We start from the raw sequence: 15,596 nt of genomic DNA on the forward strand, positions 1-15,596 counted from the left end.
GAGACGATAGAACACGTGCCATGCAAATCACGTTTCCTGATCGTCAGTCACCCCGTAGGACCGCCCTGACCTCGCTGGTCGTCGCGGTCGCCCTGGCGGCCGCCGGGTGCTCCTCCTCCGGCCCGGCCGCGGAGGACGCCGAGCACCCGGCCGGGAGCGTGGTCCGCGTGCCGGAGGACTTCCCGACCGTCCAGAAGGCGGTGGACGTCGCCCGCGAGGGCGACACGGTGCTGATCGGTCCCGGCACCTACCGCGAGAGCGTGCGCGTCACCGGGCGGAACGTGGTGCTGCGCGGCACGGACCGCTCCGCGGTGGTGTTCGACGGCGGACTGAAGCTGGCCAACGGCATCACCGCCACCGGCCCCGGCACGGTGGTGGAGAACCTCACCGTGCACGGCTACCTGGCCAACGGCGTGCTGTTCACCGGAGTGACCGACGAGAAGCTGCAGCAGCGCGGCGCGGGCGGCTCGGCGTACGATCCCCTGGACACCCGGCGCTTCCCCCCGGTGGAGGGCTTCCGGGCGACCCGGGTGACGGCGTACAACAACGGCCTGTACGGCATCTACGCCTTCGACGCGCGCGCCGGGGTGATCGAGGAGTCCTACGCCTCCGGGCACGCCGACTCCGGCATCTACGTCGGCCAGTGCAAGCCCTGCGACACCCTGGTGCGCGGCAACACGGTGGAGCGCAACGCGGTCGGCATCGAGCTGACCAACGCCTCGGACAACCTGTCGATCCTGGGCAACCGCGCGGCGGGCAACCGGGTGGGCGTCACGGTGAACTCCAACGACCTGGAGGCGCTGGCCCCGCAGCACGCCGCGGTGATCGCGGGCAACGTGGTCGTCGACAACAACGCCGCCGACTCGCCGCAGCAGGCGGACGGCGGTTTCGGCATCGGCATCGGGATCGGCGGCGGCACCGAGAACCGGGTGGAGCGCAATCTGGTGCGGGGCAACCGGGCGGCCGGGGTGATCGTCACCGACCCGGCGGGCCACCCGGCGAGCGGCAACCGGGTCGAGGGCAACCAGGTGGACGGCAACGGCGCCGACCTGGTGCTCGCCTCCGTCGACCCGGCCAACTGCTTCAGCGGCAACCGGCCCGGCACGCAGAGCCCGGACGGGCTGGAGGCCGCGGCGGCGTGCGGCGGGCCGGGGCGCGGGCCGCTGGCCGCCGGGCGTCCGGCGCCGGTCCAGGCGCCGCCCGGCGTGCCGTTCAGCCGGGTGCCGGCGCCGCCCGCGCAGCCGTCGCTCACCGACCCGGCGGCGCCCGGCCGTCCGGCGACCGGCCTGCCGGGGGCGGTGGACCCGGGGGCGTACCCGCTGCCGGCGGATCCCGCGACGGTGCCGCCGCGGCCTGCCGGGTAGCGGCGGGGCGGCGGGCCGGCGGTCAGCCGGTCAGCCAGGGCGCCTCGGGGAGCCTCGCGGTGTCGTCGTGCCCGCCGAACTCGACCGTGCTCGGGGTGCCCAGGCCCGGCATCCGCATCGTCACCCGCCGCAGCGTGCCGTCCTCGTCGACCCAGTAGGTCAGCGGCGAGCGCTCGCCGTCGGGCGCGGCGCCCTGGGCGCGCGGTCCGGAGAACCGGTCGTACTCGCGGCCGTCCAGCCGGTCGCGGCCGAGCCGGCGCGCGCCGGACTGGGCGAGCAGCAGCGGGTTGTCGGGCCGGTCGGCGCCGAGCTGGACGATCAGCTGGAGCCCGGCGTCCAGCGGGTCGGCGGTGTAGGTGCGCGGGGACCAGCCCTGGCGGGGGACGTGCTCGGCCTGCTGCCAGGCCGGGCCGTCGGCGCCGGCCGGTTCGGGGGCGAGCCCGAGGCCGCCGGCGTCCCAGACGACCAGGCCGTGGTCGAGCGGGCCGTTCGCCCCGGTGACCTGGTAGCGGCCGGTGCCCCGGCGGGTGCGGTAGTCGACGACGCCCTCGACCCGGACACCGACGCCGCCGCCCTCGGAGGCGGTGAGGGTCACCGCGACCGGGCTCGCCTGGAACAGGGTGAGGCGCGACAGGGCCAGCCGGGAGGCCTCGTCGACGGTCACCGGCCGCTCCCCCGGCTCGTCGGAGACGAAGCGCTGGGCGACCAGGGCGCCTGCGGCGGCGGCGCACACCGCGAGGGCGGCCAGGCTCCTGAGCCAGAAGGCCCGGCGCCGGCCCGGCCCGGGGGGCGCCTCGGGGGTGTCGGCCTTCGTCTTCCGGGCCATGCGCGTGCCCACTCTCGTCCCTCTCGTCGAACCGGTCGGTCACAACGGGCGGGCCCGGGGACCTGTGGTCCCCGGGCCCGCCCTGGTTCCGGCGTCACGCCCCCGCTCGGGCGGGGGCACCGGGGCCGGGCTACTGCTGCCGGGTCCGGCGGCGGCGCGCCAGCAGCACGAGGCCCGCGCCGAGCACGGTCAGCGTGCCCGCACCGGCGGCCATCACCGGGATGCCCTCGTTCGCCCCGGTGTTGGCCAGGTGCGATCCGGGGGCGGGGGCGGCCGGCGCCGGCGGCAGCGGCGCGGCCGGCGACGGCAGCGCCGGCGCCTGGGTCTGCGTCGCCGTCGGCGTCGGGGCGGGGGTCGGCGTGGGCGTCGGCGTCGGCGTCGGCGTCGGCGTCCCGGTGGGCGTCGGCGTCGGGGTCGCCGTCGGGCTGGGCGTCGGCGTCGGGATCAGCCGGTTGACGGCCGTCACCTCGACTCCGGCGGCCAGGTTGTCGGCGTTCAGCACCAGCGGCCCGAACACCGTCTTCTCCGGCGCGGAGTAGCCCTCCGGCGGGCTCACCTCCTGCCAGTAGTACGAGCCCACCTCACCGCTGCCCCGGCAGATGCCGTCGGCCCCGGTGGTGCAGGGGTCGCCGACCGCCGTGTCGGGCTTGTCACCGGTGCTCTGCAGCCCGTCGGTGCCGTTGCTCTCCTTCCAGAGCCGGAACGTCGCGCCCGCCAGCGGCTTGCCGTCCTGGTCGTGCTTGACCAGGCGCAGCACGCCCTCCTGCCGGCGGAAGCCGAAGTCGAAGGTGTGGTCGTTCTCGCCCGGTCCACCGGTGGTCAGCGCCCGCTCGGCGTACTGCCCGCCCGCCGGGACGATGCCCTTCGAGTTGATGAACGCGTTGTCGCCGGCGTCCGCTTCGGTCGGCACCCACTGGTGGAGGGGGCCGCCCTTGGCGTAGTCGGCGGGGTTGTCCAGCCGGACGGTGTACTTCGTCCGGGGCTTGAGGCCGCCGGTGACGTTGGAGTCGTCGAAGTAGTACTCACCGCGCTCGGTGGTCGTGGTGGTGCCGACGAGCTTCCCCGACTCGTCGTAGAGGTTGACGGTCGCTCCGGGCACGGGCTTCTGGCCCGGGCGCTGGATGCCGCTGCGCTCGGGGTCGTACCAGACCCGGTTGCCGATCTGGAGCGGGGCCTGGTCGCAGAGCACCTCCAGGTCACCCATCGAGGCGCCCTTGCCGAAGGGGGCCACCTCGTCCTTCGGCGTGAGCCGGAACCCGAACTTCGGGTCCTGCTTGCCGTCCCGCTGGAGGAACGAGGTGCCGTAGCCGAGGGCGGTGTGGTTGGGGTCGAACGCCGAGGTCGCGATGGTGTTCTCGACCTTGGAGTCCGCCAGGCCCGCGAACGCCGTGTTGCGGTGGCCGCCCCAGCTGGTGTCGAAGAAGCGGGTGCCCCGGGGGGACAGTCCGCACCCGTTGTTGGTGTCCATCACGTAGCCGCCGTTCGCCGGGCAGGCCTTGTTGAGGTCACCGCCCGACATCACGGTGGAGTAGGGGACACCGGACGGCGCCCGGTCGGCGAAGCGGTCGCGGAAGGCCAGCAGCATCGAGCCGTCGGTCTCGAACGCGATCTCGCCCAGCTCGGGTTCGGGCTGGGCGATGGTGGAGGCGCCGCAGGGGTTGCCGTTCTGCGAGGTCGGCCAGGTGTCGGTCCACGGGAACCAGGCCGCGCCGTCGCAGGGGCCGCCACCGACGGTCGTCTGGCGCGGGTAGTCCAGCGGCTGGTTCAGGACCGGCGCCGCGAACGCCCCGGTGGCCAGGTCGAACGGGAGCACCACCGCGCGCAGGTCGGAGGCCTTGCCGGTCGACTCGCCCGAGCAGACGCCGCCGAGGTAGCCCGTGCCGTCCTGGAGGCCGAGGCCGAACGGACGCCAGTCGGCGGCGGCCGGGCAGCCCGGGTCCGGAACGGGGTGGACCGCCTTCGGCGCGGAGGCCGTGGGCCCGGTGGCGTCGTAGCGGTAGAGCTTGCGGTCGTGGAGGTTGACGACGAAGAGGTCCTTGCCGTCGTCGGTGACCTTGATGCCGCCCAGGCTCTCCTTGCCCGGTGCCCCGATGAACCCGTCGTCGGTGCCGCCGCCGTGGGCGGTGGAACCGGTGTTCGGGACGGTGGTGAACAGCGTGGTCTTCTTGCTCTCCACGTCGGTCACGTAGATCCCGCCCGCGCCGCCGGGCCCGTAGTCCGTGGCCCGCTTGGCGACCGCCGAGGAGAACACCCGCCGGTCGGCCTTGTTCCACGCGATGCCGTAGAGCGTGCCGGTGTCGGCGTTGGTGGCGATGTTCGTCGCCTTGACGTCCACGCCCTCCTGGCCGCGCGCGCTGTACGGGAAGGAGACCAGCGTGCGCTGGGTCCCGCCCTCGCGCGTGGCGGGCTGGCAGGTCGTCACCAGGGGGGCGTTCTTCTGGCAGTAGTCACCGGGGCTCCAGAGCCCGGTGGTGAGCTCCACGTTCTTGCCGCCGGTGACGTCGACGAACTCCTCGTTGCTGCTGAGCTGGGTGGGCGCGCCCTCCAGCCCCTTCCGCGAGGCGAACGCCGGGTGGAGCGTGCCCGGCTTCGGGTTCACCACCTGGACGCGGTACTTGCCGCCGGTGAGCTTGGTGCCGGGCGTGAGCGTCACCGTCCCGTTGGCCGCCGTGGTGCCCTCGACGACGGCTCCCGCGTCGTCGGTGAGGGTCACCCTGACGCCGGCCATGCCGGGCTCCAGCGCGGCCTGCCACACGCCGTCGGTGTCCACGGCCCGCACCACGCGGACCGTCACCGTGCCGTCGGCCGGCTGCGGGAACGCGGCCGGGGCGGCCAGCAGCGAGCACGCCCCGATTCCGAGGAGCAGCGCCGCGGCGCCCCCCACGGTACGGCGGCCGACCGGACCCGGTGGCCGCCGTCCCGGGCCGCGCGCGGCACCGGTTTCCTGATCATGTGTCGTCGTCATCCCTGCTCTCATAATGCAGTTGGGCCTGCCGCCCCGACTCCGTGCGGAGTGCGCGTGTGACGGAAAGCCGTCATTGTTAAGGGGAGCTTAAAGGGACTTCACACAAGTTCGCAGGAAAACCAGGAACTTTGACGACACATCAGACGTTCCGTCCTGCGGAGTGGTGTTCGGCCGTCAGTGCGCCGGGAGTGACGTCCACGGGGGTGGCAGCGGTGGGTGGCCAGGTCGTGCGGGGGTCCGGACGGGGCGAGGTGGAGCTGGAGTTCCCGGATCCGGCCCGGGTGGTGCTGCTGACGCTGGAGGCGGGCACCCCCCACTGGCCGGTCGTCCTGCGCGGGCAGGGCGAGGAGGGGTCACCGCAGCGGCCGGAGGTCAGCGGCCACGGCCGCGTCGCGGTGCTGCTCCCGCCGGAGCGGCAGCGGTCGATGCGGCGGGTCACCGTCGGCACCTCGGTGTCGTGGACCCTGCGGCTGCACGATCCGGACGGCACCGTCGAGCTGGGCACCGGCGCGGCCGGCAGCGGGCCCCGGATCCTGGAGCACCGGGGCGGCACCGCCCGGGTGGTGGTGACCCAGAGCGACGACGCGGCCGGAGCGCTGCGGGTGCTCCACTACCCCGAGGGCCCGGGCGGTCCGCCGGTGGTGGCCGCCGACACCGGGGGCACCACCCTGAGCACCCTGGTCCGCAACGGATTCCTGCTGGACGGCCCGCAGTTCGTGGTGGTCGAGTACGGCGAGGACTGGTCCTTCGCGGTCGAACCCGCCGACCTCCCGCCGTCGGCCCCGCTGGTCCGCCACGGCTTCGGGAACGCCACCGAGTTCTTCGACCGCCCCTCTCCGGGCCGGCCGGCGGTGCTGGAGATGACGCTCGAATCCGGCCGGTGCGGCATCAGCGTCCTCGGCGAGGACGGCGGCCGGCTCGCGCGGCACTCGGTGAACGCCGCCCTGGGCCCGGTTCCGATCCCGCTCTGGGGCGGCCGGAAGGACGCCGCCCTCGGGCGGCTCGGCCTCCGGGTCGAGGACGGCGACAGCGCCTGGCGGATGACGCTGCGGCCGGACCGGCCGGAGCGCCGGCTGGTCGGCCGCGCCGAGGGGGCGGGCGACGAGCTGCTCCGCTACGAGGGCCCGCCCGCCGTGCTGAGCGTCCGTCACCCGCCCGGAGCGGACGGCCGGCTCGCGCTCGACGCCCCGGACGGACGCGTCTCGGGCCCCCACCGCGGGGAGCGGTGCGGTTCGCTCCTGGTCGGCGCCGCCCCGCACCCCGAGGTGATCGCGGTGACGGCGGCCGGCGGCTGGGCCCTGGAGGTGACCTTGCCGGAGGAGGCCCGCCCGTTCTCCGACCGGCTGACCGGCTGCGGCAGCGAGGTGGTCCGCTGGACGGGCGGCCGCGCGCGGCTCACCGTCCGGAACCGTCCGCGCCACCGTCGTCTGCGGTGGCCCGGCAGCGCCCTCGGCGCCGCCGTGTGGAGCCCCGACGGCCCGCGCGACGCCGCGGCGGCCCACCCGGACCCGCCCCGGCGCGACGCGGTGCTGTTTCCGGGGTGCCTGGTGCTGGTCCACGATCCCCACCACTCCGGCTGGCGGCTCGTCGCCGACTGAGCGCCGCCGGCGCGCGGCGCCGCTCCAGGGGGCCGGACGCGGACGGCACGTAAGGAGCGAAACACTGACGTAACGTCACTCTGCGGGGGAAGCCCGGAGTTCAACCCGGGCACCCTTGACCGGTCAAGTCCTTGCAGTAGTGTCGCCACCCAAGTCCTGGGGAATCGGTTTCCCCCGGTGTTCCCCGGGACATTCCCAGGCGTGAACCGGATCTACGGTTGGAGTTCAAGGCGATGACGGCGGCGATCGGGACCAATGCTCGCTTTGCGTACCGTGTCTACCACGCGATGCTCCGCACCGAGGAGGGCCGCACGGATCCGGCGGAGGTCGCCCGCAGGCTCGGCGCCTGCTCCGAGGACGTCCGGGAGGCCGTGGACTGGCTGGCCGGGCACGGGCTGCTGGACCGGGATCCGGACTCGCCGGTCGATCCGCCGCAGCGGGTGCTCAGACGGCTGGTCGCCGACCAGCAGGAGCGGCTGGCGGAGTTCACCCGCGCCCAGGACCTCATCTCCGACCTGGCCGACGGCCTGATGGCCCGTCCGCCAGCCGGCGGGGGCTCGGGCGTCGAGGTGGTCGACTCGCGCGAGCAGTTGCTGCGCCGGCTCGGGGAGCTGCACGCGGCCAGCCGCTCCGAGGTGGCGGTGATGCTGCCGCACGCGGCCGAGCCGGAGCCGCTCCAGCCGTCCGTGCACGAGAACGTGGAGCTGCTGAAGCGCGGTGTCCAGTGCCGGGTGGTGGCGCCCGCCTCCGCCCTGGGCAGTCCGGCGGTCGTCGAGTACGTCGACGCGCTGCAGGAGGCGGGCGCCGAGGTCCGCACCGCCGAGTCGCTGCCGCTGCGGCTGGTCATCGTCGACCAGGAGAAGGTGGTCACCCGCTCGCAGCCGGAGGGGCCGCGCCGCCATGTGGTGATCGACTGCGGGCTGCTGGCGCAGGTGTTCACCCGGGTCTTCGAGCACAGCTGGTCGACGGCCGCGCCGTACACCCGGCGCCGGCGCAGCGACGATCCGGCGCAGGTGCTCTCCGGCACCCACCGGCTGGTGCTGCACATGATGGCCTCGGGGACGACCGACAAGGCGATCGCCCGTCACCTCGGCTACTCGGACCGGACGGTGCGGCGCTTCGTCGCCGAGATCCTGCGGGTGCTGGAGACCGACAACCGGCTCACCGCGATGGTGCGGGCCACCCGGCTCGGGCTGCTGGAGCACGAGCCGTGGCGGGCGCCGGAGGCGGCGGCGCCCTGACCCGCGGTCCACGGGCGGCCGTCCGCTACAACAGGCCGCGTTCGGAGGCGATCCGGGCGGCGTCGAAGCGGTTGCGCCCGTCGAGCTTGCGCATGGCGCCCGAGGTGAGGTTGCGCACGGTACCGGCCGCGAGGTAGAGCTCGCGGGCGACCTCCTTGACCGAGGCGCCGGTGGCGGTGAGCCGCAGGATCTCCCGCTCGCGCTCGCTCAGGATCTGTTCGGCGACGGCCGTCGGGGCGGCCGGGCGGACCGGCGCCTCCGGCGTGTCGCCCGCCGCCGGCCTCCCGGCCACCGGTCTGCTGCCGGCCGGTCTGCCGACGGCGGCGTCCCGGATGGCGTCGACCAGGCACGGGATCTTCGTCTGCTTGGTGACGACGCCGCGCGCGCCCGCGGACACGGCGCGGTCCACCAGCGTCCGGGTGGGCCGGGCCGTCATGATGACGACCCGGCAGTCGGGCAGTCGCCGGCCCAGTTCCCGCACCAGCCGGAAGCCGCCCTGGGCGGGGCCCATCCCCAGCACCGCCACGTCCGGCCGACGGCGCACCGCGACCGGGACGATCATCGAACTGCGGCTCACGGCGCCGACGACCTCGAAGTCCTTCACGGAGGCCAGGACCTCCGCGATCGCGTCCAGGGGCAGGAGGTGCTCGTCGGCTACCAATACACGAATGGTCATCATCAGGTCTCCCCCGAGGGTCCCTGGAACGGGACACTCCTGGTGATCGTTTCGGCCGCGGCCCAGTGTGCGGCCGGCCGTCCGGCCCCGTCGACGGGTTCCGAATGTCCGGGTGAGGACATGTCCGCGGCAGGACCTGCAGCGCCGGCGGAGCCGCGGATCTACGCGTGTCATCCGCCGTCGACCCCTCAACCTATCCCGGCCCCGGGGGGCGATCCGGTGCCCTCGGAGCGGGACGTGACAAACGTCAGTGGAAGCAGGTCGAAGCCTTGTCGCCGGTCACCCACCAGGACCACGATGCGCACTGGTGACCGTCCGCCGCGCAGGGCCCGTCCGCCCCGCCCGGCCCATCCGCACCCTTCCGTCACCCCAGCCCGTCCGTCACCCCGACCGCCGTCTGCCCCGACGCCCACCACCGCCCGCGCGCCCCGCAGGCCACGAGCCCTGCCCGCGCCGGCCGGTCCCCGTCCGGCCGTGCGCCCCCGTACGCCCCGGCCGGGTGCCCGGCCACGCCCGAAGCCCGCTCACCCCGGATGCCGGAGGAAGAGGACATGCACACAGACCCCGTGGTCCAGGACCCGACCCAGGCCCTGGCCGTCGTCGGCATGGCGGGCCGGTTCCCCGACGCCCCCGACGTCGAGAGCTTCTGGCGGCTGATGACGGAGCGGCGCGACGCCATCCGTCCCGTCCCCGCCACCCGGTGGGACGCCACCGCCCAGCTCGACCCGCAGCGGGAGATCCAGGCCGTCGGCGGATTCCTCGACGACGTCGACCGGTTCGACGCCACCTTCTTCGGCATCTCCCCGCGCGAGGCCGAGATGCTCGACCCCCAGCAGCGGCTGATGCTGGAGGCCGCCTGGCGGGCCCTGGAGGACGCCGGTACGCCCGCCCGCGCGCTGGCCGGCAGCCGGACCGGCGTCTTCGTCGGCGCCGGCTGGCACGACTACGAGCACGTCGGCCGCAAGAGCGGCAGCGGCGTCACCCAGCACACCGCCCCCGGCTACGCGCTCGACATGATCGCCGCCCGGGTCTCCTACTTCCTCGGCCTCACCGGCCCCAGCCTGGTCGTGGAGACCGGCTGCTCCTCCGCGCTGGTCGCCGCGCACCTCGCCGCCCAGGCGCTGCGCGCCGGCGAGGTCGACGCCGCGATCATCGGCGGCGTCGCGCTGATGCTCGACCCGACCGCCTCGATCGGCCTCACCTACTTCGGCGGCCTCTCCCCCGACGGCCGCTGCAAGGCCTTCGGCGCCGGGGCCAACGGCTTCGTGCGCGGCGAGGGCGTCGGCGCCCTGTACGTGAAGACGGTCGCCCGCGCGCTCGCCGACGGCGACCGGATCCACGGCGTCATCGCCGGCACGGCGGTGAACAACGACGGCGGCGGCCAGAGCGTCGTCGCGCCCAGCCCGCTGGGCCAGGAGCGGCTGCTGCGCGACTCCTACCGCCAGTGGGGCATCCCGGCCGACCGGGTCGCCTACCTGGAGGCGCACGGCACCGGCACCGCGGTCGGCGACCCGATCGAGGCCGGCGCCGTCGGCCGGGTCCTCGGGCAGGCCCGCAGCGCGGACGCGGGCCCGCTGCCGATCGGCTCGGTGAAGACCAACATCGGCCACCTGGAGGCCGCCGCCGGCATCCCCGGGCTGTTCAAGGCGCTGCTGTCGCTGCGTCACGGGGTGGTGCCGCCGAGCCTGCACTCCGCCGAGCTCAACCCCGACATCGCCTTCGACGAGCTGAACCTGACGGTGGTGCGCGAGCCGCTGCCGCTGCCCGCCGACGAGCAGGTCTTCCTCGGCGTGAGCAGCTTCGGCTGGGGCGGCACCAACGCGCACGTGGTGCTGACCGGCGCGCCGGACACCCCCGCCCCCGCGCCCGCCGCGACGGACGGCGCGGTGCCGGCCGGGGCGGAGCGCGCGGTGCTGCTGCCGGTCTCGGCCCACAACGAGCAGGCGTTCGCCGAGCGCGCCCGCGAGCTGCGCGAGGTGCTGGTCTCCGGCGCCGCCGCGCTCCCGGAGCTGGCCGGCACCCTGGCCTGGCAGCGCGACCAGTTCCCGGTCCGCGCGGCCGTCACCGCCACCGGCGCGGCCGAGGCGGCCGGGCACCTGGAGCAGCTGGCCGCCGACCCCGGCGCCGCCGGGGCCGGGGTGGTCACCGGACGCGCCGCGCCGCACGGGCGCACCGCCTTCGTCTTCCCCGGCCAGGGCTCCCAGTGGCACGCGATGGGCCGTGAACTGCTCGCCTCGGACCCGGTGTTCGCCGCCGTGATCCGCCGCTGCGCGAAGGCCCTGGAGCCGTACACCGACTGGAACCTGGTGGAGGTCGTCTCCGGCGAGGCCGGCGAGGAGTGGCTGTCGCGGATCGACATGCTCCAGCCGACCCTGTGGGCGGTCTCGCTGGGCCTGTGCGAGGTGTGGCGGGCGGCCGGGGTGGAGCCGGACGTCGTGGTCGGCCACAGCCAGGGCGAGGTCACCGCGGCCACCGCCGCGGGCATCCTCTCCTACGAGGACGGCGCGATGGTCGTCGCCCGGCGCAGCGCGATCGCCCGGCGCACCTCGGGCAAGGGCCGGATGCTGGCGGTGGACCTCTCGCTGGACGCCGCGAAGGCGGCGCTGTCCGGCTTCGAGGAGGGCGTCTCGCTGGCCGTGAACAACGGGCCGAACAGCTGCGTGCTCTCCGGGGACACCGAACTGGTCCTGGCGCTCAAGGAGTTGCTGGAGGCCGAGGGCACCTTCTGCCGGCTGGTCAACGTGGACTACGCCTCGCACAGCCCGCAGATGGACGAGCTGGAGGACGACCTGCTGGCGGCCCTGCGGTCGGTGCGCCCGGGCCGGGGCACCGTCGGGCTGATGTCGACGGTGCGGGTGGCCCCGCTGGAGGGTCCCGAGCTGGACGCCCGGTACTGGGTGGACAACCTGCGCCGCCCGGTGCTGTTCGCCGACGCGATGGAGCGGCTGTTCGACACCGGGGTCACCCATGTGGTGGAGATCAGCCCGCACCCGGTGCTCACCCCGGCGCTGGAGCAGCTGGCCGCGCAGCGGCCCGTCCCGCCGCAGGTGCTGTCGACGCTGCGGCGCGACCAGGGCTCGCCGGGCATGCTGCGCGAGGCGATGGCGCGGGCCTACGTGAGCGGTCTGGAGCCGTTCGGCGCGCTGCCCCGGTCGGCCTGGGCGCCGGTGCCGCCGTACCCGTGGCAGCGCACCGCCCACTGGGTGGAGCCGGCCCGCCGGCGCACCGCGGGCGGCGCGGGGGACGCGCTGCAGCTGGTGCCGTCGGTGACCGAGCAGGGGGCCTGGTCAGGGACGCTGGAGCTGGCCCCGGCTGACCTGCCCTGGGTGCGCGACCACCGGGTGTACGACGCGGTGGTGCTGCCCGGCACCGCGATGCTGGAGCTGGCGCTGCGCACGGCGCTGACCCGCACCGGCGGGGCGCACCGCACGCTCGCCGACGTCGGTCTGCACAGCCACCTCACCCTCACCGAGGAGCCGGTGACGGTGGCGCTGGGCTGGCGGGACGACGTCACCGGCGGTGGCAGCTTCACCCTCTCCTCGCTGGAGCCGGGCGCGCAGGGCTGGGTGCGGCACGCCACGGCGCGGGTGCTGGCCGAGGACACGGCGCGCGCGCTGCCGTCCTTCCCCGAGTGGATGCTCGGCCTGGAGGCGGCCCCGGCCGGGGAGTTCTACGCGGACTGCGCGGCGCGGGGGCTGAACTACGGTCCGGCGTTCCAGGGCGTGGTGGGTCTGCGCGGGGACGCCGCGGAGAGCCTGGCCGAGGTGCGGCTGCCGGACGGACTGCTGGTCTCCGGCTACCCGCACCGGCTGCACCCGGCACTGTGGGACGCGGCGCTGCAGGCGTCGATCCCGCTGTTCCCCGGTGACGAGGCGGCGGTGCCGGTCGGGGTGGGGCGGATCCACCTGCACACGGACCTGGCGGAGCCGGTCACCGCGCTCTGGTCGCACGCGGTGCGCCGGGACGGCGGCGAGGAGGTCGACCTGTTCCTGTTCGACGGCGGGCGCCGGCCGGTGCTGAGCCTGCTCGGGCTGCGGATGCGGGCCCTGGCGGCCTCGGCCGACCCGGGCGCGGCGGACGCGGAGCGGATCCACCGGATGGAGTTCCGGCCGTCGGCCCGGGCGGAGGGCGCGGAGGGCGACGGGGGCGCGGAGGGCGGCGGGACGGCGGCCCCCGGCCGCTGGGCGGTGTGCGCGGTCGAGGCGGCCGACGCCACGGCGGCCCGGTCGCGGGCCGGTGAGCTGGCCGAGGCGCTGGGCGCGCTCGGCGGCACCGCGCAGGCCCGGGTGGTGGACGGCGAGGCGGCCGGGGACGACGGGGCCTGGGAGGAGCGCCTGGCCTCGGTCGAGGGCCTGACCGGTGTGGTCTTCGTGGCGCCGCGCGCGGACGCCGGCCCGGACGCCCAGCGCGCGGGTCTGTCGGCGCTGGCCGCGCTGGTGCGTGCCTGTGCGACCCGCCCGCTGGTGCCCCGGCTGGCCGTGGTGACCGCCGACGCGCAGCTGCCGGCGTCGGCGCCCGGCGAGGGCGATCCGGGTGCGGCGCTGTACTGGGGCTTCGCCCGGGTGCTGCGCGGCGAGCACCCGGAGCTGCGGCCGGTGCTGGTGGACGTGGCCGCGGCGGACGACGGCTGGGCGGCGCGGTGCGCGGCCGAGCTGGCCGCCGAGGGCGGCGCGGACCAGGTGGTGCTGCACGGCGACGAGCGGCTGGTCGGCCGGCTGGTGCGCGGCGCGGCGGCGCCGGACGCCGCGGCGGGGCCGGCCCGGCCCGCCTGGCGGACGGCCGCGGCGCAGCCGTTCCGGCTCGCCCCGGACCGTCAGGGCACCTGGGACGGCCTGGCGTTCCGCCCGCTGGAGCGGCGGGCGCCCGGCGCCGGGGAGATCGAGATCGCGGTGGACGCGGCCGCGCTGAACTTCATCGACGTGATGAAGGTGATGGGCACCTACCCCGACCCGTCGGCCGACGCCCGGCTGCTCGGCCTGGACGGCGCGGGCGTGGTGACCAGGACCGGCGAGGGCGTGACCCGGTTCGCCCCGGGTGACCGGGTGGTCGCCTGCACCAGCGGCGGCGCGCTGGCCACCCACTGGACGGTGCTCGCCGACCACGCGCAGCCCGTGCCGGCGGAGATGTCCGCGCAGGACGCGGCGGCGTTCCCGGCGGTGACCATCACCGCCTGGTACGGGCTGCGGCACCTGGCCTCGCTGCAGCCCGGCGAGACGGTGCTGATCCACTCGGCGGCCGGCGGCCTGGGCCTGGCGGCGATCGAGGTGGCGCGGCTGCTCGGCGCCGAGGTGCTGGCCACGGCGGGCAGCGAGGAGAAGCGCGCCCATCTGCGCGGGCTGGGCATCCGGCACGTCTTCGACTCCCGGGACCTCTCCTGGGCCGGCCTCGTGCGCGGGGCGACCGGGGGCCGCGGGGTGGACGTCGTCCTCAACTCGCTGACCGGCGCGGCGATCCCGCTGGGCCTGGAGGTGCTGGCCGAGGGCGGGCGGTTCGTCGAGGTCGGCAAGGCCGACATCTACGGCGGGCGCACGCTGGCCCTGGACGCCTTCCGCAAGGGGATCTCGCTGGCCTCGCTGGACCTCGCGGGGGTGATCGCCCGCCGTCCGGCGCTGTTCACCCGGCTGTTCGCCGAGGTGTGGGAGCGGGTCGAGGCGGGCGGGCTGCGGCCGCTGCCGGTGCTGAGCCGCCCGTTCGCGCAGGCCGCCGAGGCGATGCGGGAGATGGCGCGCGGCAACCACATCGGCAAGTTCGTGCTCCAGGACCCGGCGACGGTCGCCGAGGTGGCTCCGGAGCCGCTGCGCGACGGCCGGTTCCGGGGCGACGGCACCTATCTGATCACCGGCGGCCTCGGCGCGCTCGGCCTGTCGCTGGCGGAGTTCATGGCCGAACGGGGCGCGGGCCGGCTGGCGCTGGTCGGGCGCTCGGCGCCGCGCGAGGACGCGGTGGCGCGGATCGAGGCACTGCGGGCGCTCGGCGCGCGGGTGGACGTCTTCGCGGCGGACGTTGCCGACCCGGCGGCGGTGCGGCGGGTGCACGAGCAGCTGCCGCCGCTGCGCGGCGTGGTGCACGCGGCCGGTCTGCTGGACGACGCGACGGTGCTCAATCTGACGCCCGGGCAGCTGCACCGGGTGCTGGCGCCCAAGGTCGACGGCGCGGCCAACCTGGACGCGGTGACCGCGGACGACCCGCTGGACTTCTTCCTGCTGTTCTCCTCGGCGGCGGCGCTGTTCGGCAACGCCGGGCAGGCGGCCTACGCGGCGGGCAACGCCTACCTGGACGCGCTGGCGGTCTCCCGCCGCAGGCGCGGGCGGCCGGCGCTGAGCGTGCAGTGGGGGCCGTTCAGCGACGTCGGTCTGGCGGCCGCGGAGGACAACCGCGGCAACCGGCTCGCGGAGCGCGGCATGGCCGGCTTCTCCACCGAGGAGGCGTGGCGGGCCCTGGAGGGCTTCCTGGGAGGTGACGAGCAGGTGGTCGCCTATGTGCCGATCGACCTGCGGCAGTACCTGGAGGCGTACCCCGACGCGGTGACGCTGGAGAGCTGGAGCGCGCTGCGCGAGCTGGCCCGGCACGGGGGCGGCGGCAGCAGCGCGGGGGCGGCCTTCCTCGCCGAACTGCGGGCCGCGCCCGAGGAGCGCTGGCCGGAGCTGCTGGAGGCCAAGGTGCAGGAGCTGGCCGGCCGGGTGCTGCGGCTGGACACCGGGGCGGTCGACCGGGACACGCCGTTCAAGTCGCTCGGGCTGGACTCGCTGATGGGCCTGGAGCTGCGCAACCGGCTGGAGGCGGCGTTCGGGCTGCGCCTGTCGCCGACCCTGCTGTGGACGTACGGCACGCCCCGGGCGCTGTCCGCGGTGCTGGCCGAGCGGCTGCTCGGCGAGCAGGCGGACGAGGACGCCCCGGCGGGCGCGGCCACCGACGGCGAGGGCTGA

At 75.7% G+C, this 15,596-nt stretch carries 7 protein-coding genes; 4 read left to right on the forward strand and 3 right to left on the reverse strand.

Annotated elements, in window-relative coordinates; all coding sequences use genetic code 11:
* The first annotated feature begins 20 nt into the window (after positions 1-20).
* Positions 21-1,364: a right-handed parallel beta-helix repeat-containing protein gene (locus tag ACF1AK_RS21185; RefSeq protein WP_391500352.1), complete on the forward strand. Its 1,344-nt coding sequence runs from the start codon at positions 21-23 to the stop codon at positions 1,362-1,364.
* A gap of 22 nt (positions 1,365-1,386) precedes the next feature.
* Here the strand turns inward: ACF1AK_RS21185 and ACF1AK_RS21190 are convergent, their stop codons facing one another.
* Both ACF1AK_RS21190 and ACF1AK_RS21195 read right to left on the reverse strand, forming a co-directional pair.
* Positions 1,387-2,190, reverse strand: a complete 804-nt coding sequence (locus tag ACF1AK_RS21190) for a hypothetical protein (protein ID WP_391500353.1) — start codon at positions 2,188-2,190, stop codon at positions 1,387-1,389.
* 130 nt (positions 2,191-2,320) lie between these two features.
* On the reverse strand, positions 2,321-5,074 hold the full coding sequence (locus tag ACF1AK_RS21195; protein ID WP_391500354.1) for an SdrD B-like domain-containing protein: 2,754 nt from the start codon (positions 5,072-5,074) through the stop codon (positions 2,321-2,323).
* Positions 5,075-5,367: 293 nt separating this feature from the next.
* Here ACF1AK_RS21195 and ACF1AK_RS21200 point away from each other — a divergent pair, with 293 nt between their 5' ends.
* Both ACF1AK_RS21200 and ACF1AK_RS21205 read left to right on the forward strand, forming a co-directional pair.
* Positions 5,368-6,753: a hypothetical protein gene (locus ACF1AK_RS21200; protein ID WP_391500355.1), complete on the forward strand. Its 1,386-nt coding sequence runs from the start codon at positions 5,368-5,370 to the stop codon at positions 6,751-6,753.
* Positions 6,754-7,040: 287 nt separating this feature from the next.
* Positions 7,041-7,994, forward strand: coding sequence for a LuxR C-terminal-related transcriptional regulator (locus ACF1AK_RS21205; RefSeq protein WP_391500356.1), 954 nt, complete (start codon positions 7,041-7,043; stop codon positions 7,992-7,994).
* A gap of 25 nt (positions 7,995-8,019) precedes the next feature.
* On the opposite strand, the gene ACF1AK_RS21210 is transcribed toward ACF1AK_RS21205, so the two are convergent.
* On the reverse strand, positions 8,020-8,670 hold the full coding sequence (locus tag ACF1AK_RS21210; protein ID WP_391500357.1) for a LuxR C-terminal-related transcriptional regulator: 651 nt from the start codon (positions 8,668-8,670) through the stop codon (positions 8,020-8,022).
* Between the two features lie 551 nt (positions 8,671-9,221).
* Here ACF1AK_RS21210 and ACF1AK_RS21215 point away from each other — a divergent pair.
* Positions 9,222-15,596 carry an SDR family NAD(P)-dependent oxidoreductase gene (locus ACF1AK_RS21215; RefSeq protein ID WP_391500358.1) on the forward strand — a complete coding sequence of 2,125 codons (6,375 nt, stop codon included), beginning with the start codon at positions 9,222-9,224 and terminating at the stop codon, positions 15,594-15,596.

This window comes from Kitasatospora sp. NPDC015120 (assembly GCF_043080305.1).
In the GTDB taxonomy this organism is placed as follows: domain Bacteria; phylum Actinomycetota; class Actinomycetes; order Streptomycetales; family Streptomycetaceae; genus Kitasatospora.

Coding starts and splice junctions, on each gene's coding strand:
- ACF1AK_RS21185 (WP_391500352.1), top strand. CDS start 21: ATGCAAATCACGTTTCCTGATCGTCAGTCACCCCGTAGGACCGCCCTG.
- ACF1AK_RS21190 (WP_391500353.1), bottom strand. CDS start 2,190: ATGGCCCGGAAGACGAAGGCCGACACCCCCGAGGCGCCCCCCGGGCCG.
- ACF1AK_RS21205 (WP_391500356.1), top strand. CDS start 7,041: ATGCTCCGCACCGAGGAGGGCCGCACGGATCCGGCGGAGGTCGCCCGC.
- ACF1AK_RS21210 (WP_391500357.1), bottom strand. CDS start 8,670: ATGACCATTCGTGTATTGGTAGCCGACGAGCACCTCCTGCCCCTGGAC.
- ACF1AK_RS21215 (WP_391500358.1), top strand. CDS start 9,222: ATGCACACAGACCCCGTGGTCCAGGACCCGACCCAGGCCCTGGCCGTC.